General features: G+C 37.5%; 12 protein-coding genes and 1 pseudogene. 8 read left to right on the top strand and 5 right to left on the bottom strand.

Going from position 1 to position 24427, the window contains the following annotated elements; all coding sequences use genetic code 11:
- The first annotated feature begins 29 nt into the window (after positions 1–29).
- The 5 genes from NEOC95_RS06700 to NEOC95_RS06680 all read left to right on the top strand — a co-directional run bounded on the left by NEOC95_RS06700 (position 30) and on the right by NEOC95_RS06680 (position 8190).
- Complete coding sequence (locus tag NEOC95_RS06700; protein ID WP_213152247.1) at positions 30–1496, top strand: hypothetical protein; 1467 nt, start codon at positions 30–32, stop codon at positions 1494–1496.
- Positions 1497–1842: 346 nt separating this feature from the next.
- Entirely contained in the window at positions 1843–3342 is a 1500-nt protein-coding gene (locus tag NEOC95_RS06695) for a hypothetical protein (RefSeq protein WP_213152246.1), read from the top strand.
- 510 nt (positions 3343–3852) lie between these two features.
- A complete protein-coding gene (locus tag NEOC95_RS06690) occupies positions 3853–5358 on the top strand; it encodes an efflux transporter outer membrane subunit (protein WP_213152245.1) in 1506 nt (501 codons plus the stop codon).
- A complete protein-coding gene (locus tag NEOC95_RS06685; protein ID WP_213152244.1) occupies positions 5345–6637 on the top strand; it encodes an HlyD family secretion protein in 1293 nt (430 codons plus the stop codon). Before NEOC95_RS06690 ends, NEOC95_RS06685 begins: the two co-directional genes overlap by 14 nt.
- Before the next feature lie 2 nt (positions 6638–6639).
- On the top strand, positions 6640–8190 hold the full coding sequence (locus NEOC95_RS06680; RefSeq protein WP_166154960.1) for a DHA2 family efflux MFS transporter permease subunit: 1551 nt from the start codon (positions 6640–6642) through the stop codon (positions 8188–8190).
- Between the two features lie 174 nt (positions 8191–8364).
- Here NEOC95_RS06680 and NEOC95_RS06675 read toward each other — a convergent pair whose 3' ends face one another.
- On the bottom strand, positions 8365–10104 hold the full coding sequence (locus NEOC95_RS06675; protein ID WP_213152243.1) for a hypothetical protein: 1740 nt from the start codon (positions 10102–10104) through the stop codon (positions 8365–8367).
- A 117-nt stretch (positions 10105–10221) separates the two neighbouring features.
- Positions 10222–10632: an OsmC family protein gene (locus NEOC95_RS06670; protein ID WP_166154956.1), complete on the bottom strand. Its 411-nt coding sequence runs from the start codon at positions 10630–10632 to the stop codon at positions 10222–10224.
- Positions 10633–11374: 742 nt separating this feature from the next.
- Here NEOC95_RS06670 and NEOC95_RS06665 point away from each other — a divergent pair.
- The 3 genes from NEOC95_RS06665 to NEOC95_RS06655 all read left to right on the top strand — a co-directional run bounded on the left by NEOC95_RS06665 (position 11375) and on the right by NEOC95_RS06655 (position 17076).
- Complete coding sequence (locus NEOC95_RS06665; RefSeq protein ID WP_213152242.1) at positions 11375–12157, top strand: class I SAM-dependent methyltransferase; 783 nt, start codon at positions 11375–11377, stop codon at positions 12155–12157.
- 1153 nt (positions 12158–13310) lie between these two features.
- A complete protein-coding gene (locus NEOC95_RS06660) occupies positions 13311–15209 on the top strand; it encodes a leucine-rich repeat domain-containing protein (RefSeq protein WP_213152241.1) in 1899 nt (632 codons plus the stop codon).
- Between the two features lie 529 nt (positions 15210–15738).
- Positions 15739–17076 (top strand): leucine-rich repeat domain-containing protein, encoded by a 1338-nt coding sequence (locus NEOC95_RS06655; RefSeq protein ID WP_213152240.1) that lies wholly within the window; start codon positions 15739–15741, stop codon positions 17074–17076.
- A gap of 199 nt (positions 17077–17275) precedes the next feature.
- On the opposite strand, the gene NEOC95_RS09880 is transcribed toward NEOC95_RS06655, so the two are convergent.
- From NEOC95_RS09880 to NEOC95_RS06640, 3 genes and pseudogenes are all read right to left on the bottom strand, one after another.
- Positions 17276–17410: a transposase gene (locus tag NEOC95_RS09880; protein ID WP_502710278.1), complete on the bottom strand. Its 135-nt coding sequence runs from the start codon at positions 17408–17410 to the stop codon at positions 17276–17278.
- An 867-nt stretch (positions 17411–18277) separates the two neighbouring features.
- Positions 18278–23992: a hypothetical protein gene (locus NEOC95_RS06645; RefSeq protein ID WP_213152239.1), complete on the bottom strand. Its 5715-nt coding sequence runs from the start codon at positions 23990–23992 to the stop codon at positions 18278–18280.
- Positions 23993–24244: 252 nt separating this feature from the next.
- Positions 24245–24427: pseudogene (locus NEOC95_RS06640) on the bottom strand (hypothetical protein); the annotation flags it as partial.

Raw genomic sequence — 24427 nt, 5'->3', positions numbered from 1 at the left:
TTTTAGAAAAGCTTATGGGGAGAGTATTTATGAATTTTCAAGCAATAAATGCACTAGATACAGACCCAATTTTAAGACAGTTAAGGTATCCAGCGGCTTCTGATAAAAACGTGCTTCACCTCAAACCTTTAGTGCATCAGATTTGTCACGGGATCACCTATGTGGGAACAGCCATGCAGCAACGCGCCAATAGTAAGCGCTGGCATGGAAAGATTGTCATTGTGTTGAGTAAAAGTTTTGTAGCTACAGGCTATCTATTAAATACGCCGCTTGCCATAAGTGAAGGATTGGTAACGGCAGCTTTATCGGCTATAGCCCTTACCGGCCACCTGCTTTTAAAAACCCGATCGCCCATTTTTCAAAAGATTACTTTTAAACTATGTGCTCACTCCTTAAATTGCGCTATTATCATTGCTCTTCAAGTGACCTGCCTAAAGCGAGGCTTTTTTTCGAAGTATCACAGTCTCAATGCAACGGCTAGCCATGCTATCCATGGAGCCTCTGCCTTTATTCCTCTCTTTATAGGTCATATTTTTGATTGCCAGGCTGGTAGGATACCTATTGGCGGTAGCTTAATGCCTTTTGAAGTAAAAATTGCCCGAATAGCTATAGAGTTAGCGCCTTCAGCTTTGCAAGATATCGCACGAGGGCTAGCCAGGGATTTCTCTTCTAACATTAGAAGTAATTTCACCGATGACCCCACTTTAGAAAGATTCCTACACCAAAATCCTGATTGCATTGATATTTTGAATCGTTTAAATTTTGCTAATTTACGTGATACGCATTATCGTTTACGCTTGCTAACTTTAGTCGGAAGCTATCTGATGCATACAAGCTTCTTAGAAGGATATCAAGATGCTCATCATATTCATTACTATAATGTAAGCATTCATAAAGAAGATGTAAAATATCAAACATACATCTTAAGCCTTATTAAAACTGCTTTTGTAGATTTGTATGATAATGAAGAGCTAGTTTACTTACTTAGTAAAGAAGCTGATAAGTTAAAAGCAATAGAAGATGGCCGAGAAATGTTAGAAACGCTTTATAATATAAATCTGCAACTTGCCAATTACGCTCAATTACAAGAGCTTCATAGTGAAATCGTATGCCCCACCCAATTTAGAGCAGTTGCCTTAAAACCTTATAATGAAAGGTACCAACGCCTTGTGCATGCTAAAAATTGCTTCAGCCAACTTTCTTCTGAAGAACAAGCAATTCTTACGAAAAAATTGCTGCAACTTGGCTCCTATGAAATAGAAAAGCAGGGTCTTTCTCTCCAACGTGTCCAATGTATTCAGCAACTTTTCAATAAGATTGGCACCCTGTCAGGAGAGCTACATCAAGGCAAGTTGCTTTGTAGAAATTATGTTAATACAAATCTTTTAAATCAAGGGGATGTTTACAACGCTTTTGGAACAGAAAACTTATTTGCCCGAGCTTGTCAAAAAGCTATTCAAGAGATTCAAGATAGAACAAGGAAGGATGCTCCCTAACATCTCCCTATCCAGAACTTTTTATAGGCTGTTTGGCCTCTACCTGTTGCTCTCTCTTTATTATAGGGCCGCCACTTAATTTGACTTCTTATACTTTTTCCGCATGTACTTTGGCTTTTTAAAAAAGTTATAAGTTTTCATTGAGGTAAAAATTTCACCAAAAAAGCCTTTTAGGAGAAATAGTTTTATTCCTATTTGTTAATATTCTTTAGGATGCTAGATTTTTTTCCTTTTCACAACCTTTCTTTTTATCAATAAAAATTTATTTTAAGTAAATAATTATACTATCTTTATTACTAATAAATCGGCTAGTATTAAGGCACAGCTTTAATCATATTGGGACCTCATGAATAAATTATATGACATCAACTCTACAATTCCTTTAATGCATCAGATTATGCAAGCCGATTCTAGTCAAAAGGATATGTTGCATCCAAAGCCTTTATGCCACCGTCTCCATTATGTAATCAGTAACCTCGGAACCCATGCGTTGCAACATCTTGATGCCATAAACGATCAAGGGGCTTTAAAAAGAGGCATAACTAAAGGGATTCTTATTGGTGGTTATCTTTTAAACACCGTTTTTGCTAGTATTGAGCTAATTTCAGCCCTGTTCTTTTCTACTCTTGCCTATTCCTTACAAGCTCTTAGGAAAGACAATAACCTTTCTATGCAAAAGACAACTCTTAAAAGTTTTGCTTATGCACTAAACATAAGCGCTATTATGGTAAAGCAGTTTTTACAAATAATCAATCTGTCGTTTTCCAAATACCATAGCTATAATGCTTTTTTAAATGATGGCCTTCCTATCTTTGCCATGCTATCGGTACTTCCTTTTGGTAACAAAACCCAACTGTCTAAAGTAAAAAAAACTCCTACAAACCTGTTCTCTTACGCAGAAGTCCGTGCTCTACGTTTCCTTATTGACTACGCTCCTTCACTGCTTGATAATATCACCCAAGGAGCTAAAAAGGATTATGTAATGGATGCTGTAGCAGGTAAACTATCTACCCGCTACCCTCTTTCAAATGATTCTTTTCCTTCTACCTTTTTACGACATTACACTCCCGAGCGCCAGTTAAATGGGGAATACTATCATTATCTATTGAGTCTTCTTTTAAATGCTTACCAAACTTCTTACCTGCAAGGGATTACTCAAAAACTTATCTTAAAGTCTTCACCTATTTTAACGAACATTCTTGAAGATGAAACTACCTCTTTTATTCCTAAAAATTTAATTGAGGATGAAAAGGATGCACCTTATCAACACAACCTTAAATATTTAATCAAACTTACCTATAAAAATATTTACGAAAATCCAGATTTAGTTTGTACGTTAAGTCAAACATTAGATGAAAAGAAAGCTTTGGCGGAAGGACGTGAAATTTTGGCAAGCTTTTTAGCCACAAGCCAAGTCGCTAATTATGCGCAATTTCAAGAAATCATTAGCCAGATTGTATGCCCTGCTAAATTTAACTCTCCCTCCTTGCAAGTTTTTAATAAAAGAAAGCAGCTCATTACCAGTGCTAGACAAAGGATTGCTCAGCTTTCCGTTCAAGAAGAAAATATATTAATTAATAAGCTTTTGAAAACAGGAAATTACGACCTTTATGCGCATCCTCTAGCAGAAGAACGCCTTAAACTTATTGAGGAGCTATTTAAAGATATTGTAAGCTTAGCTGGAGCCCTTTATCATGGGCCTTTATTACAGCAAAGTTTTACCAACCTTCACCAAGAAGCCTGCCAAGAAGCTCTTAGGGAAATCGAAAAAAATGAGAATTTAATTAATTTTTTTATTAAATGTACCGATATTATTAAAAGCTGTGTGGATGAACCTTATCAATAACATCGCTCGGATTTTTTCCCGTTACAATTGGCTAAACATACTTATCTGCCATCTTTAAAAGCCCCTAAGAAAATAGCTGTAGAAATGGCACATCGTCTCAACTGCTAGCTATCGCTAGCTTAGCTTTTTGCTAAAAAAACAATTCTGCTTTTCAGAAGAAAAAAAATTTTTCCCTAAACTACTCCGTTAAACAATCACGAGCAACAGATAGAAAGTGATTTTTGATAATAAAGCCTCCCTATAGGTTAACCTTTTGCTACAATTTTTCTTCAAAGAGAAATTTTCACAGTCTCCTTTTAGCGCTTAAAACAAATTTTGAAGATTTTTTAATCAACAATTAAAGGAAGAGAGCCTTTTCCTTCGCGCCTGCATCATCAAAAAATTTCCTGAAGGACCAAGTCTATCTTTTAATCTGCTTAGGCAGGAATAAATATCTAGAATTTATTTTAGTAAAAACGTAAATAAAGAAGGTTTGAAAAATTACACATCTATCTCATGCTTGCTATATTTATGAAAAAATATAAGATACCTTCCTTAATTTGCACCTTAGCTTTCTTATCCCTTACCACAATCAATTTCACGAGCTGTTTAAAACAACGCCAGCCCAATGTTTATGAATTTCCTACTAAAGCTTTTGAAGGATCGCTCCTCTCAACAATTAATGAAGAGCCATTTACTCCCGGTGAATGGCCCCAGGCCCACTGGTGGTTAATGTTTGGCGATAGCCAACTTGATAAGCTTATAAGCAAGGGGTTATCTGATAATCCAAGTATTAAAATTGCTCAGGCTCGTGTAAAAATAGCCAATTATGCTGCTCGAGCAGCAGGTTCTGCTTTATGGCCTACGCTAGAACTTGAAACCGATATAACGCGGTCGCGCACGAGTAAAACAGGTACAATTGCCTCTATTGCTTCAACCTCCCCCCCAGCCTCAGCTTTTACTACTTCTTCAGCTTCTCCTGCTCGTTCCGCAGGCTTTATTTTTACGCAGACAGAAATTAATTTAGACACCCATTACCAGCTCGATATATGGCAGCAGAATTTCAATAGCTTTAAAGCTGCTGTAGGCGAAATTTTAGCTAGCAAAGCAGATGCAGCTTTTTCCTCCGTCATATTAAGTACTTCTATAGCCCAAACTTATTTCCGTTTGCAGGTTTCCTATGCGCGAAAAATATTGGCTTTAAAGAAACTTCATAATCGTGCTGAGTACCTACTATTGGTAGAAAAACGCGTTAAAAATGATATTGAGCACCCACGTGTTCTAAAAAAGGCTCAAACATATCATTTAGAAGCGCAATTGCTACTCAAGCAAGTTCAACTTCAAATTAAAGCCTATGAAAATCAACTGCAAGCCTTAATCGCAGGGGATTTCTGCCAACCCATAGAAGCAATTGCGATTGAAAATCAAGAGCTTTTTCTCTTTTCGTTACCTACAAATCTACCCTTTAACCTTTTAGCGCATAGGCCTGATGTGACAGCAAGCATCTGGCGAGCAGAAGAAGCGGCAAAAAAAATTAAAGTCGCACGAGCAGCTTACTATCCAAGCTTTAACATAATGGGGCTTCTTGGCTATCAAACTCTTCATCCTCATGACCTTTTTAAATGGAGAAGTGTTTATGGGCAAGCAAGCCCTGCCATTAATTTGCCCATTTTTGAAGGAGGACTCCTTCAAGCTAATTTAGGCACAGCCCATGAAGAATATTACATTGCCATCGAACAATATAATCAATCTATTCTTACAGCAGTCCAAACTGTGTTAGATAGCATAGCGGAGTTAAAATATGCTTTTGAAGAAATGCAAGATTCTGTACAAATTGCCAAGCTAGCAGAAGAAAATTTATTACTTGTTAAAGAAAACTTTAAATATTATCTAGCTTCTTACTTAGATGTATTAGACGCCGAATTTGACAAAACCTCCAAAGAGAATAAAAAGCTAGTGGCCTTAGAAAATTATTACATGCGATTTACAAGTTTAATCAGTGCATTAGGGGGTGGATACGACAATGAAAGCCAATAAAGAAACGCCCAGAATGAGAGTAGATACAATAAAAGATTTAGTAGCCCGGCCGCAAAAGGCTAATAAATCCTCTGAAAAATCGCCTAATCCCGATAGTCTAGATAGCCAAGAGCCCTCCTCTTCCCCTCTATCTTCCTCTAATATTATCAAGAGAAATAAAAAGCTTTGGGGATTTACATTAATCTTGGCTTTAGCAAGCCTAAGCTGGGGTTTACTCTATGTACTCTACCTTCAAGGTTATGAAACCACAGATGATGCTTACGCGAGTGGGAATATGATTAACGTCAATCCTGCTATCACCGGCTCTGTAATTGCTTACTATGTGGATGATACGGATTTTGTGACCGAAGGCCAACTTTTAGTAAAACTCGACCCAACAGAATATTTACTTAAACACGAGCACTCTCTGGCCTCCTTGGCTTCCACGGTCTTAAAAGTACGTCAGCTTTATGAGAAAGTAAAAGCAAGCCAGTCGACCCTAGAAGCACGCAAGATTGCTTTGTCAAAAGCAAATTATGACTATGAAAATCGCTTGCACCTTGTAGAAATACAAGCTGTCTCTAAAGAAGAATATACTCATTCTAAAGCCGGCTTATCTATGGCAAAAGCGGCTCACCAAATTGCTGAGGCAGAGCTAGCGGCAGCTATAGCAGCTGTCGGAAATACATCTTTAGAATGCCATCCTCTGCTTATTGAAGCCAAATCTCAAGTCCGTAAAACCTATTATGATTTACAGCATTGCTACATTTATGCACCCGCTACAGGTTATGTAGCGCAACGTACCGTTAACGTAGGACAATCCGTACGGCCGCAAACGCCTCTTATGGCTATCATTTCCCAGAATGATTATTGGGTAGAAGCAAACTTTAAAGAAACTCAATTAAAATTTATGCGTATTGGCCAACCGGCTACGATTAGTTTTGATATGTATGGTTCAAAGATAGAATATAGAGGAAAAGTGGTGGGCATAGCTTCAGGTAGCGGCAGTAAGTTCTCTTTAATCCCTCCTCAAAATGCGACAGGAAATTGGATCAAGATTGTTCAACGCCTACCTGTACGTATAAGCGTTGAGCCGGAGCAAATGAAAAAATATCCTTTGCGCTTAGGAATTTCTGCTGAAGTTAAAGTAGATATTAGCAATCAAGATTTACCTATGCTTGCTAGCACCTCTCCTAGCCGCCCTCTAGCTACTACTACAGTGTTTAATGTTCATTTAGAACCCATCGATCATGTAATCGAAGAAGTAATTCAAGCAAACTTAAAGAAAAAAGATGATTAGCAATGAAGAGTGAACAATACGAGCAAGGATATAGGCTTACTTTGCTTAATGTAGCACTAGGCTTAGGAACATTTATCCAAGTGCTAGATACTTCGATTGCAAATGTAGCCATTCCCTATATTGCTGGCAATTTAAATGTAAGTACTGAGGAAGGTACTTGGGTGATCACTTCATTTTCTGCTAGCAATGCTATCATTCTTCCCCTTACGGGTTGGCTATCTGATTATTTTGGCCGAGTACGCCTTTTTTGCTGGTCTATCGCTTTATTTACCATTACCTCTTTCTTTTGTGGACTTTCTTCATCTCTTAGCATGCTTGTTTTTTTTCGTGTATTGCAAGGCGCTGTGGCGGGCTCGTTAATTCCCTTATCCCAAACTTTGTTATTAGCTAATCATCCTCCGGAAAAGCAGGGGAACGCTTTAGGTTTTTGGGGAATGATTGTCATTATAGCTCCAATTCTAGGACCTATTCTAGGAGGTTATTTGACGGATTTTTATAGTTGGCCGTGGATATTTTATATGAATGTTCCTATTGGCTTATTTTCTGCCAGTGTAACCTGGTATTTACTTAAAGATAAAGACAGCCAAGTGGTAAGAAATCCAATCGATTGGATTGGGGTTGCTTTGTTATCGCTAGGAGTAGGATGCTTACAGATTATGTTAGATAAAGGCAAAGATTTGGATTGGTTTAAGTCCAACACTATTCTCGCACTCGCAATTGCTTCTATCATCGCCTTAAGCTATTTTATTATATGGACTTATTATCAACCATATCCTATAGTCGATCTTTCTTTTTTTAGAAATATCAATTTTGCTTTGGGCTGCCTTGCAACTACGATCGGCTTTTTATTTTATTTTGGAAGTACTGTAACCATTCCTCTCTGGCTGCAAACAGAACAAGGCTATACTCCTTTTTGGGCAGGTTTGGCGGTAGCTCCTGTAGGGATTATCCCTTTTCTACTCTCTACTCTCGTAGGAAGATATATGAACCGCTTTGATCTTCGCTTGATTTCGTCATTAAGTTTTCTGTTTTTTGCTTTAAGTTTTTTCTACCAAGCTCATTTTACTACGGCTATTAGCTTGCAAGCGATTATGCTCGCTCGTTTTCTCCAAGGATTGGGGGTAGCTATTTTCTTTTTACCTCTTGTACAACTCTCTTTGGGTAATATTCCCAAAGACCGCTATGCAAGCGCCTCGGGTCTTTACAATTTTATCCGTATTCTTGTCGGAAGTGGATTGGGAACATCTTTGTCTATTGAAATATGGACGCGCCTTAAAACCTTTCATCGTGCTCGCCTTACAGAGGCTTTAACAATTTTCAACTCTTCTACAGAAAAATTTTATGAAACTCTAGCAAATTATCATCCTTCCTTTACATCAGATGTTTCTAATCAACTTTTAGAAAAGCTGATTGAGCAGCAAAGCTATATGCTTTCTACCAATGATTTAGCTTGGCTAGCAGCTTGGGGCTTTTTAGCTATGATCCCTTTAATTTTTTTGTGTAAAAAAGTTAAGATGTCTAATAGTAGATCCTCTACTACGACTGCTCATTAAAGCAAGATGGTTGGCTCTAATCAAACTTTATTTAGCCTTATCCTAATAAAGGAACCTGCTGAGCGCCTGCTAAAAACTACCTGTTGCTAATGAGCGCCAGAGGGATGTCTACAAGCTCGATGCTATCCTCTGTATATTGCTCTTATAAACGTTAGAAATAAAGCTAACTACTCCTTAACTTTCCACAATTTTAGGCAGTTGGCTTTTTAATGTTTCTTCTAAGCTTAGATAAACACTTTCTGCACCAATTGTTCCTTCGAAATAGCTATTGATCAGGCTTTTTTCTTTTTCTTTAACTTCCTTAGATAGAGACATCCACAAAAAGCGATTGATAAGAGCAAGATAGGAATCTTCTAAGCAATAATAATGTTTAATAAACTCCACTAACGTCTTCCACTGCTTTCTAAAAGAGCTATCCTGAAGTATTGCTTCAAATTTTTCTAGAAAGGAAGGGACGGGCCAATCTGCAAACTGCTTTAAGAGCTCGCAATACTTCAAAACCTCCGGCAGCATTAATTTTTGCGCTAACTGTATAAAAGCCTCTAAAGTTCCTGTTTTATGTCGGCGCACTTCATAAAAAGGAATTTTGCCTGATTGAATGCAATCACTTAATGATCCATCACCCGTACAGCCTATAATTTCTCCACTCAGATTTATTAGTTTGGTAAAATCTGAAGCTGGTAAAGGAAGAACGTAAACTAGCCGTAAAATTTTTCTTTTCGCCAAATTAATTTGATTTAATACTGTTTCTCGGGCAGAAGGTACAAAATCGACTACAAGGATTTTAGAAAATCCGTAAGCAAGCATCCAACTATCGCTAAAGTGAAGAAGTTGCTCTTTTTTGTGCTGAGGAAGAATAATGGTAAGATGGCGGCTATCATGTAGATGAAAGCGGCACATCATCTCGATAAAAACCTCTTGATGAGCAGAAGAATGCGGCAAGTAGGCAACTTCTATAGCATAATCCTTTAAATAATTTTCAAGATGCTCAGCAAGGGGCTGATCAACTTGCCATAGATATTGACATAAAGCTGTGCAGCTCCAATGAGAGGTTGTATGATGATTATTAAGGAAAACCCCTTCTTCAAAGGCGTTTAATCCTATGCTAAACCAATGGCGTTGAAGATAGTTCGCTATCCCCTGAAAATTTCCCGCTTCTGCAAAATAAAGAGATTTCGAGGCTAACTCAGGATTATCAAACGTGTTCAAAGCCAATGCGATGTGCACAATAGCTAAGCTTTTTTTCATTAAAAGATAAAGCTTTTCCGCTTCTACTTTTTTTTGCTGATAATAATAGTGCGATTGAATAGATCGATCCACTTCATTAGAAAGCTCCTGAATAGCTAGGGCTATCTGAGGGTGGGTTTCTTGCAAAGCTTCATACTCAGCTAAAAGCCTATCGTGCTCTAGTAGTAATTGGTCAAGCTGCGCTTCACATAAAAAACTTTTTTTTCCCTCTAAAATAGGTTCTAAGATAACACTGCAAGCTTCCTCGGTTTCTTTAAAAGCATAAATATTTTCTTTTTTTATATGATAAAGGTAAGGATCGATGGAAGGCAAAGATTGCTTATGAGTATAAGCAAGATAAACCTCTAAAGCAGGGTGATGTTCTTTTAAAATTTTAGCGCATTTAAATAATGTTATATAATCGCCTATTCCATCAGAATGCACGGCAGAAAGTAAAAAAACTGACCCAGAAATTTTAGGAGGATGTTGGTGATAAAGAGGTTGGAACAGGTGAAGAAAAGCAAAGCCTACCAAATTATATAAGGCATCCTCTACTTGTAACTTTTCTTCAGCAGAAACTTTTGCCTCTTTTAAAGCTATCCAGTAACTATGTAGCGATTCAATTAGAAGAGGATTTAGTTTTTGGATCAGAAAAGGATCTTCAAAAGGATTCAGGCTATTAAGCATTTGCTTTCTCCATAAGATATCCTTTTCTATATTTTATTTACTACTTTTAGCCTATCCCAAAACTTCAGAGGAGCTTAAAAAAATTTATAATTTTTTACAGCCATCCTTGATAAAGTTCTAGCTACCCCAGCAAAAAATAAGCTCTACTTTTACCTCGGGATGTAAGCTATGATGAACAGGGCAACTAGCAGCTATCCTTTCTAAAGTTTGCTTTTGCTCGAAAGAAAAATTCTGAGGAATCCCTATCTTGATTATAATTTTTCCAATGCGGCGAATGGGTTGAGTAGTCATGCTTTTTTCTACTTCCAGTCGCATCCCTGTTACATCCCAGCTTTTTCTCTGCGCGTATAAAGCTAGAGTTGTCGCTATGCAAGTTGCTAAAGCACTTGCCATCAAATCTGTAGGAGAGAATGATACCCCTGTTCCCCCACTATCTACAGGAGCATCTGTTTCCAGCGTAGCTCGTGGATTCTCACGAATTACTTGGCAGTGAAGCTCACCCGTATATAAAACAGTCACTTTAACCATGGACATCCTCTAATATGCATTCATTAACTTGATATCTTCCTAGCTTGCTTTCTTATAACATTTTTCACTATTTTTCCTCTTAGTTTCTTTCAAACAGGCCATCAGATAAAGAAGGTAGGACTTTTTCAAATGATTGATCAATTCTCTATTATTTAAAATTTAATAATCCTTTTACAATTTACAAGTATTACAACTCTTAAAATTTCTTATCCCTCGCAATCTCTGCCTTCTTCTTGTTCACGCCATGCATTCCTTTGGCTTTAACTTTTTCTTTCTCTCTTGAAGATGTGCTCTATTAAAAGCGGTTAATGTTGTCACTTTAAAAAAATGGGGTCCAATGAGTAGGATGTTAAAAGTTTTCTTGTCTCTTGGTTAAATTTCCTCCAAGCATTTCCACTTTTGGTAAAAATAATTTTCCTAATAGTGCGTTTAAAAAAACTTAGTCTGTATACCTAAGCCTCTGAAAGATGTCCCTCTGCTTAACAAAAAGGATTTCATAAAGTACGTGACTGCATAAGGATTAGATTAAAAAACGTATACACTTTAATTTTCTTGAGCCTAAGAGACTACTTTTGTACTGTCCTATCAAGCTACTAGTTCATCATATCTGTAGAAAGTAAAATCTGCTACCTTGTAAACTCTTCGCATAACAAGTTAAATTCCTATTGTCCCCCTTTAAAGGAAACACAAGAAGTTATCTTAAAAATTTATGTTTACTTAATCCTAGAGAGTTGATTTTTTCATGAAAACACCTACCAAATTACCGCATCCAAAAGCTGCCTCATGGGAGCCTGCCAGCCAATGGTATAAAAGCCTTGTCGGCGCAGAAGGTCATTACTATCACCAGCAAATTATCATTCCAAATTTGTTGCGGTTGCTAAACCTTCAAGCTTGCTCCTCTCCTGCTATATTAGATATTGCTTGCGGATCAGGCGTGTTAGCTCGTCATCTTCCTACCCATACAAACTATATGGGTATAGATCTTTCTCCTACTTTGATCAAAGAAGCCAAAAAATTGGATACTAACCTTCAGCATCATTACAAGGTAGCGGATGTTACAAAAAACCTTTCTTTAGATGACAAGAAATTTACTCATGCTACCATTATTTTAGCTCTGCAAAATATTTCATCTCCTCTGCAAGTATTCCACAATGCTTATAGACACTTGGAAAAGCAAGGTGTATTAATAATGGTTCTTAATCACCCTTATTTTCGGCTTCCTCGCCAGACTTCCTGGCAGATAGATAAGGACAAAAAGCTTCAATACCGTCGCGTAGATAGATACATGTCTCCTCTAGAAATTCCTATCTGTGCCCATCCTAGTAAGGGACAACACTCTGCGCAGCTCACCTCTTACCATTTCCCTCTCTGTAACTATTTTCATTGGTTAAGAGAAGCTGGTTTTAGCGTATACGATATGGAAGAGTGGTGCTCTAATAAGATTAGCACAGGTGCAAATGCTAAAATGGAAAATCGTAGTCGCCAAGAATTTCCTCTTTTTATGACTTTATGTGCTCAGAAATAAGAGACTTTACTGATAAAGAGGTCTCATATTTCTCCACTTTATTATCTAAGTTTGTAAAAAAAAGCTGCATGGAAACTTTTGCTTAAAGAAGCTACCCTATCTTTAGGAAAAGATCTAAAATGCTACCTAGCTTAACACGAGTTATCGGATAAGAAAGCATTCTAAGACAGCTTCAATTATACCTAAACTGTAAGCCAGCAGATGTGTTACAAGATAGAAGGAGCCCTACAACTAATTACAGGCCTAGCTGGTTGGCCTAATTTTTCTACAAACAACTTATCAAATTCTTCTTCTAGCTACTTCCATCCAATCCACTTAAGATAGCTTAAATAAAAAGGATGATTTTGAGTGAGTTCAGCGCTAAGACGGAATTTAAAAAGGCGGCCTTGTTGGCTATCTAGCCTGTTTGTTTCCATAGTAAACTTTGCAAGAAATTAAGAGCTTTGTAATGATTTACTTGTAAAGAAAATATAGCATTAAAAAAAAAGCTCCTAGAATCCTACTTTAAGGCAAAAATACTTTAAATCATATTGAACTATATAGTAGGAGATAGTGCTCTCTATACACCAACTTCCTTACAAGCCTTTAAAAGAGAACAAGGCTTATTTGCTGCGCGTGTGCCCCTGCAAAGTAAAGAGGTAAAAAGCCTTACGACAAAACTGTAACGATAGTAGAAGGCTATCGAGCTTTTAAGACTACCTCTTGCTATGTAGGCGTTGAACAAAGATGGGTAGTGATCCTCAACCAAGCGACCTATCAAAGAGAATGCCATACTTTAGCTAAGCCTTACCTTAAGGGCAATGCAAAAGAAGTCAAAGCCTTTATGAACCTCATGCGGCAAGAATTTTCATGTCCAAACGATGCTGAAAATGCCAATTAGATAAGTTTTAGAAAGGCTTAAATATATACAGATTCTAGAACCTAGATTTATTGCAGCTTAAAAGCATACTGCGTTTAGTCGGCCAAAGCTGAGCAAAACCTTCTATCTCTAGCTGTCGCCTATAAGGCATAGTAGCTTGCTCTTTGCTTAACAAGTTAGCCGATACCCCCTTGGTGATAAGGATACGAATTCGTTTGACTTGCTTTTCTAGCTTTTTTATATTGCCTTTAAAAATAAAAAGGCTGAAAAGTCATTACTACCTCGGGAAATAAAATGTATCCTATCTCTTCGGCATCTATTGAAAGCTTACCCAATGAGCTGCTGCTACCTATCTTAGAGGCGTGCGCAGCTCCTTCCTTATTTAGCGTCTGTAAAAGATGGCATCATCTGCTAAATTCTGAAGTGATGCCTTTTCTTTATAAGCAAATAGGTAAAGTACATGTTTCCCAAGGAGATATTAACAAGCAGGCTTTTATTTTAGATAGAATTTATAAGCTGGATGATAGGCTTTCTGAAGGAGAAAAAGCTAAGGCAATCTTCAAGAAGGCCTTTACTCTAGCTAAATCACTTGCTCCTGCGGAGCTAGAATTTAAATGGAAAACTCAGGAAAAAAGGTGCTTTACTCTGGCTAGCTACTCCTCTTATCTGCTGAATATTAATCGCCTTTTGCTTTGGAAAAAACTTCCTAGCGGGAAAGAATACTTAAGTCAAGAAAAAATCAAGTATTTACCTTTAGAAAAACAAGGGGAGCTTCTTAAAGGTTGGATTGAAGAAAATTGTAAAAACTTCACTGCTTCAGGTTTATCTGGGGTTGGCTTGACTTATTTACCCTCAGAAATATGCCAGTTATCTAAGCTGCAAGCGCTTGACTTAAACCAAAATCAGCTCACCAGCCTTCCAGGAGAAATCGGGCAATTGTCTCAGCTGCAATGGCTTGAATTAAATCAAAACCAGCTCACCAGTCTGCCTGCAGAAATCGGGCAACTGTCTCAGCTGCAATGGCTTGATTTAAGCCAAAACCAGCTCACGAGTCTGCCTGGAGAAATCGGGCAATTGTCTCAGCTGCAAACGCTTTACTTAAATCAAAACCAGCTCACTAGTCTGCCTGGAGAAATCGGGCAACTGTCTCAGCTGCAATGGTTTGGATTAAATCAAAACCAGCTTACCAGCCTACCTGCAGAAATCGGGCAATTGTCTCAGCTGCAAGGGCTTGATTTAAGCAAAAACCAGCTCACCAGTCTGCCTGCAGAAATCGGGCAATTGTCTGAGCTGGCATGCCTTGACTTAAATCAAAACCAGCTCACCAACCTGCCTAGAGAAATCGGGCAATTGTCTCAGCTGCAAGAGCTTTCCTTAACTCAAAACCAGCTCACCAGCCTGCCTACAGAAATCAGGCAGCTGTCTCGACTGCAACACCTTTGCTTAAATCACAACCAGCTCACCAGTCTGCCAGCAGAAATCGGGCAGCTGCCTCAGTTGCTATGGCTTGAATTAGATCAAAACCAGCTCACCAACCTGCCTGCAGAAATCGGGCAATTGTCTCAGCTGCAAACGCTTTACTTAAATCAAAACCAGCTCACTAGCCTTCCTGGAGAAATCGGGCAACTGTCTCAGCTGCAAGGGCTTGAATTAAATCAAAACCAGCTTACCGGTCTGCCTGCAGAAATCGGGCAATTGTCTCAGCTGCAAAACCTTTACTTAAATCAAAACCAGCTCACCAGTCTGCCTGAAACAATCGAGCAGTTGTCTCGACTGCAAAAGCTTTACTTAAATCTAAACCAGTTCACCAGCCTTCCAGAAGAAATCGGGCAATTGTCTCAACTACAAGTGCTTGACTTAACTCAAAACCAGCTCACCAGTCTGCCTGCAGAAATCGGGGGGCTGTCTCAGCTACAATTGCTTGACTTAAATCAAAACCAGCTCACCAACCTGCCTGTAGAAATCGGGCAACTGTCTCAGCTGCAATGGCTTTACTTAAATCAAAACCAGATCACCAGTCTGCCTGCAGAAATTGGGCAGTTGTCTGAGCTGGAATGCCTTGACTTAAATCAAAACCAGCTCACCAGCCTTCCTGGAGAAATCGGGCAGCTGTCTCAGCTTACCAAACTTGAATTAGCGGAAAATCCTTTGAAAGATATTGCAGAAAAAATAAGGCAGCGTTTTCCATTGTAGAATGGTTGTAAGTACTTTTTAATTTGGGGAGGGCTAAAATAAAAAAACTTTTACCCATCTTATCTTTAAACAAGTCATCCGCTGTTCTTCCGGCAACTAAGTAAGCTTAAGCTAACCTACAGATTTATAACGACAAAAAGCTTTTCTCTTTTTCTGCAGATTACTAGGTTGGGAGAACAACCTTTCTTGACAGGGAGAAGCTAGGCGTATGTATTCCAGCATTCGATAGAAGAATTAAGACATTGCGCCAAAAAAGCCGTTTTTCTCAAATAAGGCAAAGAATCAATGGCATTCTTTTGGCCAAATCAAAATTGCCGTGTCACTTAATCTCCAAAACCTGGGGCTACTCCTGAGTGCTTGGAAGGTCCCCCCTTTCCTTTAATCTATCTGAAATAGAAGCATAGTAAATTATCTGTGAGTTGTCTTTCTTAATAAGGATACGAATTGTTTTGACTTGCTTTTTTAACTTTTTTATATTGCCTTTAAAAAATAATAATGCTGAGAAGTCATTACTACCCCGGGAAATAAAATGTATCTTATCTCTTCAGCCTCTATTGGAAGCTTGCCCAATGAATTGCTGCTCCCTATCTTAGAGGCTTGCGCAGCTCCTTCCTTATTTAGCGTCTGTAAAAGATGGCATCATCTGCTGGCTTCTGAAGTGATGCCTTCTCTTTATAAACAAATAGGTAAAGTACATGTTTCCCAAGAGGATATTAACAAGCAGGCTTTTATCTTAGGTAGGATTTATAAGCTAGAAATTAGGCTTTCTGAAACAGCAAAGGTAAATGCAATCTTTAGGCAAATCTTTACTTTAGCTAGTTCTCTTTCTCCTCTAGAATTTAAAGGAAAGACTGAAAAAAATTATTTTACTTTAGCTAACTACTCTTCTTATCTCTTAAATATTAATCGCCTTTTGCTTTGGAAAAAACTTCCTAGCGGGAAAAAATACCTAAGTCAAGAAAAAATCAAGTATTTACCTTTAGAAAAACAAGGGGAGCTTTTTAGAGGTTGGATTGAAGAAAATTGTAAAAATACCACAGCTTTAGATTTATCTAGAGTAGGCTTGACTTATTTACCCCCGGAGATAGGCCAATTGCCTAATCTGCAATGGCTTATGTTAGATCATAACCAGCTCACTAGTCTGCCTACAGAAATCGGGCAGCTGTCTCGATTACAAGCGCTTTACTTAACTCAAAACCAGCTCACCAGTCTGCCTGCAGAAATTGGGCAGCTGTCTCAGCTGCAAACGCTGGCCTTAAATCAAAACCAGCTCTCCAGCTTTCCTGCAGAAATAGGGCAGCTATCTCAGCTGCACTGGCTTTACTTAAATCAAAACCAGCTCACCAACCTTCCTGCAGAAATAGGGCAGCTGTCTCAGCTGAAAGGGCTTCAATTAAATCAAAACCAACTCACCAGCTTTCCTGCAGAAATCGGGCGGCTATCTCAGCTGCACTGGCTTTACTTAAATCAAAATCAGCTCACCAACCTTCCTGGAGAAATCGGGCAGCTGTCTCGATTACAAGCGCTTTACTTAACTCAAAACCAGCTCACCAGCCTTCCTGGAGAAATCGGGCGGCTGTCTCAGCTGCAATGGCTTGATTTAACTCAAAACCAGCTCACCAGTCTGCCTGCAGAAATCGGGCAGCTGTCTCAGCTGCAATGGCTTGATTTAACTCAAAACCAGCTTACCAGCCTGCCTGGAGAAATTGGGCAGTTGTCTGAGCTGGAATGCCTTGACTTAAATCAAAACCAGCTCACCAGTCTGCCAGCAGAAATCGGGCAGCTGTCTCAGCTTACCAAACTTGAATTAGCAGAAAATCCTTTGAAAGATATTGCTGAAAAAATAAGGCAGCGTTTTCCATTGTAGAATGGTTGTAAGTACTTTTTAATTTGGGGAGGGCTAAAATGAAATAAAAAATTTTTAGCCATCTTATCTTTAAACAAGCCATCCAAACTTAAATCAAAACCAGTTCACCAGTCTGACAGCAGAAATCGGGCAGCTATCCAATTGGTGGGATATCTCTCCCTTGTCGGCAAACATTTTGCCAAAAATGTCTGCCGACAGATCAGACACAGGGACTTGGGTCTCCACATTTCATGGTGTTAACATATAAACCAAACATTTCCCCTCTATCATTAATAGCTAAGTGTAATTTAAATCCATAGAAGTGCCCTATAGAATTTTTTTCCCTTTTTGCTATTTTTTTTAAAAACTAGGAAGGGAGTGGATACGACGGGTATGACATACTGCCAATAGAGTAGAAGTGATAAATTAAATGCCTGTACACTCCTTTAAACAAGCTTGTGAATAAATAAAAAGGGAAAACAAGCATGTCTTCTTTAAAGTGATAAACTTATGATAGGAAAGAACAAGAGGAAGATATTTTTTCAGCGACGGAATGACTTATCGCCTATGGTAATCTTTAAATGTTCTATAGCCACTTTTATGAAACGATAACACTACTCATCGCCTCGCTTAATGATAATTTTGGCCCTCTATTTCTTTTATTGTTTTTCCCACTAGCGATTCTTAAATAGCTTTCAAACCATATTGTGTGCCATTAACCTCTGATTGCTTACAAAAATCATCCTTATCGCAAAAAATGGAGATTAATCAATGGACATCTTTTTCAAACATTTCGACCTTCTAGCTTTAAGTTTTTTAAGTGCAAAATACTTTTAAAACCTGTGAAGGCCTTTTTTCCAACTATTTCCTTATTCGATAACTCGTGTTAACTTACCAAAAATTTCTTTTCGACGTTTTTAGCAGGTGGAGTAGGTAGTAGATGCAAATACAAAAATCAAACAACTGAGGGCTAATTTAAAGGGATGAAAAAGTTAAAAAAAGAAGGAAAGCTTCTAAAGCTTGTACGAATACAGCCTAGCTTATTCTTACTTCTATTAAAAATAAAAATGATCAAAATTAATTGCCCTAAATGAAAAAATTTTACCCTCTAAAGCTTTTTTTCTATTTCTTTCTCTAGTATTTTCATGAGCAAGATTATTGGAATAGAATCTTATTACTTTCTCATCCAAGGGATACAGGTTTATTTTTCCTTTAGTAGGAATTACCTTTCTAGCGCAAGGGCGCTTTTTTCTTCTATCCGTTTTAGAAGCATTTGCATAATTTCTAAAAATAATCCCTCATTTAAATCATCATTATGAAAAAATTTATCGTAAAAAGTTCTTAATACTTCTTGGAGATGAATTTCATCCACGCTTGCCATCCACAAACCCCATTTACCCAATTGATTAGCCCAAAAGCTTTGATTTTCATTAACAAAGAAATTAATTAAATCGTACAAGATGGTGGCAGTCAGTGATAAACCCTGCTGAAATTTTCCTTCCATCTTAGCTTCATTCTCTTTTATTTTTTCTGCTGAGGTGCCCATTTTTTTAAACTTTACCGCTCGCCGAATTTCTTCTAATTCCTCTTTCAGTCTTATAATTTTTTTGTTGTGCTGCTCAGCTTTATGATTATCCTCTGCCGCCTTCAGTAGATTTCTTTTATCTTCAATCTGACGCTTTAATTGTTGTTTTTTAACCTTTAAGGTATTCAAAGTTTCAGGATTTAATAAATTTTTTATAAATTGATCATTTAGATAATTTTTATTAAGAGCTTGAGCCATTAAATCAGTAATTCCTAAAATAGAAGCTCGAACAGGATGCATGGCTGGTACTAAAACAGCTGTTAACGCATTTCTAACTCGAGAAGTCTGTGTAATGTGCTGTATAAACGTCTCTAGGAACGTAATCTTAGATGCGGTGGGATCGCCTCCTAGCTTACCCATTTTGATAATATTAGCAATCATGTTTACGTAAACCGTTTGTTTATCGTTGGCTCCTATGAAGAAGTTGTTTAAAGTAGTATCAATATCCACAGCTTCCAAGGTCGCATCAGGAGAGATTTTACGCAGCACTTTTTGCTTTTCTCTAAGTTCTGTAACTATTTTTTCTAATAGGGGATTAAGATAAATGAGAAAGTATTCATGGCTTGCAGGGTCTAATTCCATTTCAGGATGTTTTTCGTAGATTTTCTGCAGCAGGATCTCAGCAATCCTTTTTACAGCTGCTCCGCTAGTTGGATCTTCAATTAAGAGCCTTAGTTGGGAGTGAGAAATGTCTCCAATATGATACTTTGCTAAAAATGCTAGGGTAAAATCAATTAAAATATTAGGTAGATGGTTTTCTAGAAAATCCACCTCGCTAATTTTAAGCGCCTTCCACGAACATTTAAGTCTATTTGAACAAGACTCCCATAATTCCTCAACAAGCCTTCCTTTAAGCCGGGGCTGCAAATGACTCTCAAGCATCATGGCGAAAAAGTAGGTGGAGTGTTGTTCATTGATAGTCATAGTATAAGAAACAAAAGATCTTATTATTTCTTTATGAATAAGAGAAAAAGTTTCTGCCAGGAACTCCATCCGTTTTTTTTCTTCGGATAAAATTGTAAAAATTCCTTTCAATTGCTGAGCTAAGACTTTGGTGGCATTTTGTCTAACTACATTAAGAATAAATTTTTTGCTAATCTTAACAACCGTGGTGTTTATGGTATCAATTTTGCTAGCAAATTTTGGTGGAAGCAAAGATTTAAGAAATTGGTGAAGCTCTTTCCCCATATTTTGAATTTCAGGCTCGATAATGATGTTGTCTAGTAGCTCTTCAAAAGCATCTAGTACTATAACCTTCCCTTCCACAAGTTCTTGATGGCCTGTTGGTAAAGCATAATTAAGAAGCTTTTCAACAAGGGGTAAGAAAAATTTATTTTCTTCTACAGCCTTATACCCTTCTATATCTTCTTTTTTTATATGAGAAGGAATATCAATTAAAGCGCGTGCTAAAGCAGGTAGATTGTATCGAGGCTCTCCCGTCGTATCCTTAGCTATTAGCTCTCTCGCTATATGCTTGCGCCAAACAGCTTCATTTTCTTTTCCTTTAACTAGGGATAAGCTGCCGCCAAAAATTTTTTCTGCTTTAATTAAATTAACTAACTGGTTATTAATCATTTGCGCTGAATTATCAAAAAGGTTTTTATAGTCTTCGTCAGTAATAAGATTAATTAAAGTAGCTATACGATTAAAAAGCAGCGAAGATAAGCGCTGCATATTATTAGTTAAATGGCGCTCTACCATACCAGAGAGCTTATTTTCTAAAAAGTATTGAAATTCATCTATGTGACTTTCCAATTTATATCTAATAAGCCACTGAACGGCCGCAACATAAAATTTAGAAACCATAATATCATATTTTACATCACGAGGACCGGTATATTCTGCTAAAGAATGAATTTCTTCCGAATGGTTATACTTTTGGCTTGCCCATTGGCGAATGGGCTCCAAATAAAGCTGTAAATCATCATTCGTTGTTACGAGATTCATTTTTCGCACATAAGCTTCCATCTTATCGAACACGCCTTCTTTGAGGGCCCCATCTTTATCTTTTAGCTCTTTAAGTAAAATATTAAAAAAGCTTTTGGTGGAGGTATCAAGCTCAAACTTATAACCGTGCTTTATAACTTTTTTAAGAATAGTATTGACCCACGGAGAAATGATTTTGGTTATCCAATCTAATACTTGAGGGATGCTCTGCGGAAGATTTTGAGCATTCCTTTCTACGGTATGGGTAAGGGGTCGTATTTTCTCCTGAAAGATTTCTTGGCTAATTCGTGACATGAAATCATCAACAAACTTGCCTACTTTTTGTAAAGAAGGATTTAAATCATGAATGTCTTCCTTAAAAAAGAAGTTGTAGTTTAGTTGTCCCGTCTCTGGTTCATTCTCCACTATTTTTATCTCTTGGATGGCACTGACTGCTTCTACCGAAGGCGTAGAGGGAACAGTTAGAGCGGGGGCAGGAGTTGCTTCTTTGTCCTTATTTATGTATTCCATCAGTTTAATTTGTTTACCGCTTAAGCTTATTTTCTTTGTTCTAAATAAGTTAAATAAACGGGCAAATATTCCAACTATAAAACGGCGAATTTTTCCCCATGTAGATAATCTTTCCCCTGTCAGGGGAATTTCAATCTTTAGGGGTGGAGTTTGGCGAGATTGTGCGGTCACAGGCACAGTGATATGATCAATTTTCAGCTGATTGTTGGGATGCAATAAAGGCTTTACTTCGCGGTTGAGCGCCGTGGTCATATGGATAGCTGATAATGAGGTTAAAAGAATTTTATTGAGCAAATGCTCATTAAATGACTGGCAGCCAATAGCCTTAGCAATGACTCTGAGAGCTGTTTGTCCAATCTTATCAGCAGTATTTCCTACCAGGTAACGAAAAATAAATTTGCCAATTAGAGGCATTTTTTTCTTTGCTTTGTAAAGCATCATGTCGTAACCCAGTCTTGCGACTTTATCTACTTCTACAGAAAGATTTTTCTGAGCTTGGATTACTTCTTTTTGATGCTTATTATCTTCTGCTAATATTTCCTCTTTTAACTTCAAGTTATGTTGTAAAAGTTTTTTCATGCTTAGCAACTGATTAAGCAATCTGTCATCATTGCTATTAAAGCCAACTTTTTCTTCTACTTGCTTTATTCGTTCTTCTATAGCCTGTATATCTAATTCAAGCTCTTCCAAGGAAGGATATTGCTTGATCAATTTCTTCATAACCTCTCGATCAAGATATTTTTCTTCCATCAAAGGAATTAGGCGATTAAGACCAGGCCTGTAGGATTGACGAAGATTATGCAAAGAGCTAGTAATCAGCTTACTGGACATATTGCGTATGGTTTTTAGGTTAAACAAACGCGGAAGAAAATTGCCAAATTGGCCTACACGCAAACCTACGTCAATAAAATTGGCAAAATGAGGGTTATTGCCTTTTGCATTTTCTTCTTTGTAATAGGCTTTGATAATTGCAACAACTGATCTTATTCCATCTTTCTTAGGATCTCTTTTCTTTACTTTTTGGATCAGTTTGACGATTTCATCTAGACGTATTTTAACAATATTAAAAAAGGCCTCTTCTTTTTCTTTAGAAAATCCGTAAAGTTTTCCTTCTTCGTTAGCCAATTGAAACAAAAGCTGCAAAAGTTTTTTCTCCACTGCTGCATGGGGAAGCTTGTAAAAATAAGGAGCAAGCTTATTAAGATTATGGTAAATGAGATCATCTGCAAAAGATTGCACCATCATATCTACCGTAGCCGGTAATATGCTGCTTGTCATTACAAGATTAAGCTCTTCAGGATTCGACGTTTGTTTAATAAGGAGCTCTAATGCTTCGTTAAAGCCTATTTTGATTAATTCAGAGCACCCATCTAAAGCTAGCTCTTTAAAATCACTGGCGGTTTTACCTAAGTCAACCAATTCAGTGTATTGTTCAGGAGTTAAAACCATTTGAGCTATCTCTTTAGCTTCATTGAACAGCTCAGTAAATTCTTCAGGAAGTTTTATGGTAGATAATAGGTTTTCTAAGCCCTTGACATGCTTACCATTTTCGATAACATCAGGTAAAAGAGTATTTAAAAAAAGCTTAGAAATTTCTTCTGTCGTGTTATTTTCTATTACAAATTCTTTGCTGCCATTAAGCGCGAGGAAGGTTTTAAATAAAACATCTTCCTCAATTGCAGGTACTCCCCCCATTTCGTGAAGTTTTTGTAAATATTTTTTACAAAGATTATAGTCTCTAATCTCTTTTTGAGTTTCAGGCTTGCATGTAATAACCCGTTGAGCATACTTTTCAAGTTTTGCATGCTCGCTAGCAGCTTTTTCTGCTTCTTCATAGCTATCAGCCACATTTGTAAGGTGATTGCTTATGACCTCGACTATCTTATCGAATAGCACAGTAAATTGCTCATCGCCCATATTGTCTAAAATTTCAGCTAGGCGCCCAGAGACCAAATCAGTTATATTTCTAGCATTCTCTTTTAGGGAAGCTTCAACAATGAGAGGGAGCCTGTTTTGGAGAATGTGATTGGCTTTATTTTTGTAAAAAATAATTTTCTTTTCCACTAGCAAATGTAAAGCTTGTTGGAAAACATAATTAATCATCTCTTCTGAAGGCTTGTAAGGCTCATCATTAAACAAGCTAAGAAGTGATTGTGTATGATTAGATTCAAAAAGCCAATCTACAATTTTAGCACTGCAAACCTCTAAGTGTTCTTTAATATTTTTTTGAGGTAAACTTTCAGAAGCAGGTGGAAGCACAAAATCAACTTTACTATCCATCTTATTTAACAATTCTGCCTCGAAGGCCAGATGAAACTCTTTACGCTCCTTAAAATCTAGAGGTTGAACATCCTGCACTGCCCAGCCCAGCAATTTATCAATTTGCTCTATAGCCTTTTGATTAACTTCAAATTTTTGAATTAATTCAAAAATAGGCTTTACGGAAAGACTGCCAATCTTAATAGCTTGTTGGGCTAGATCGCTGACAATACGAGGTACTTCTTCCGATTTCTCATTTACCCATTTTACAGGGGAAGCGATGTACTGTTCATGGATGCATTCCATCGCTAGTTGAGCGAGTTGGCGGGAAAAATCCCTCATACCCTCCAATGACTCATTAAAATGTGAGGGAGCTTCTTTATTAGAACAAGCAACAACTTCAAGCTTATGGGGAAATTTATAAAGTTGAGTGTGTTTAAATTTCTCAATTATCCTTAAATCTCTTTTAGTTAAAGGAACGTTATATAATTTTCCACAGCTTAAAAAGCGCGTAGTGTGGCGCCATACTCTAGCAATCCCCTGAGAAAAAGAAGGGTGAAGGCGATCTTTTTGAGGATTAGAACTTGGCGCAGGTACAGCTAGCTTAGCAGGCTTGATAGAAGGAAGAGGATGCATAAATTCACTTAAATTTAAATTATAGTTTTACCATTGTAGTATATTAGATTTAACCTTTAAAGTAAATTAACAGTAGATTAAGTCAGCCATTCCCGCAAATAAAAATTTTAACATTATTTAAAGATAATCCTAAGGTCTGCTTATCTAAAAGCAAAAGGGTACCTTAAGCTTTCTTTGCCGAAGTTAATATTTAGTTTAAATTTAAGAATTTCTACACTCAAGGGTTCAAAGGGCACTTTCAAGCTTTTTATGTTAAGAAGTATTCGGAGTAAGTCTTGCTCCTTTAAATCCATAGGCAATTGAGTGATAAAGATCTTGCCAGCTATCGATAAAGTAAGAGACAAAAAAAGCCCGCATAAGCATCCATAAGCTACTTCTTGAGCCAGCTTTTTTGACAGCAGCTAAAAACATACTGCAGCAGTGCTGTTGCACTTG

The organism is Neochlamydia sp. AcF95 (assembly GCF_018342455.1).
GTDB lineage: Bacteria > Chlamydiota > Chlamydiia > Chlamydiales > Parachlamydiaceae > Neochlamydia.
Note: the sequence above shows the minus strand (reverse complement) of the source record. Positions and strands in the feature narration are given on the sequence as shown.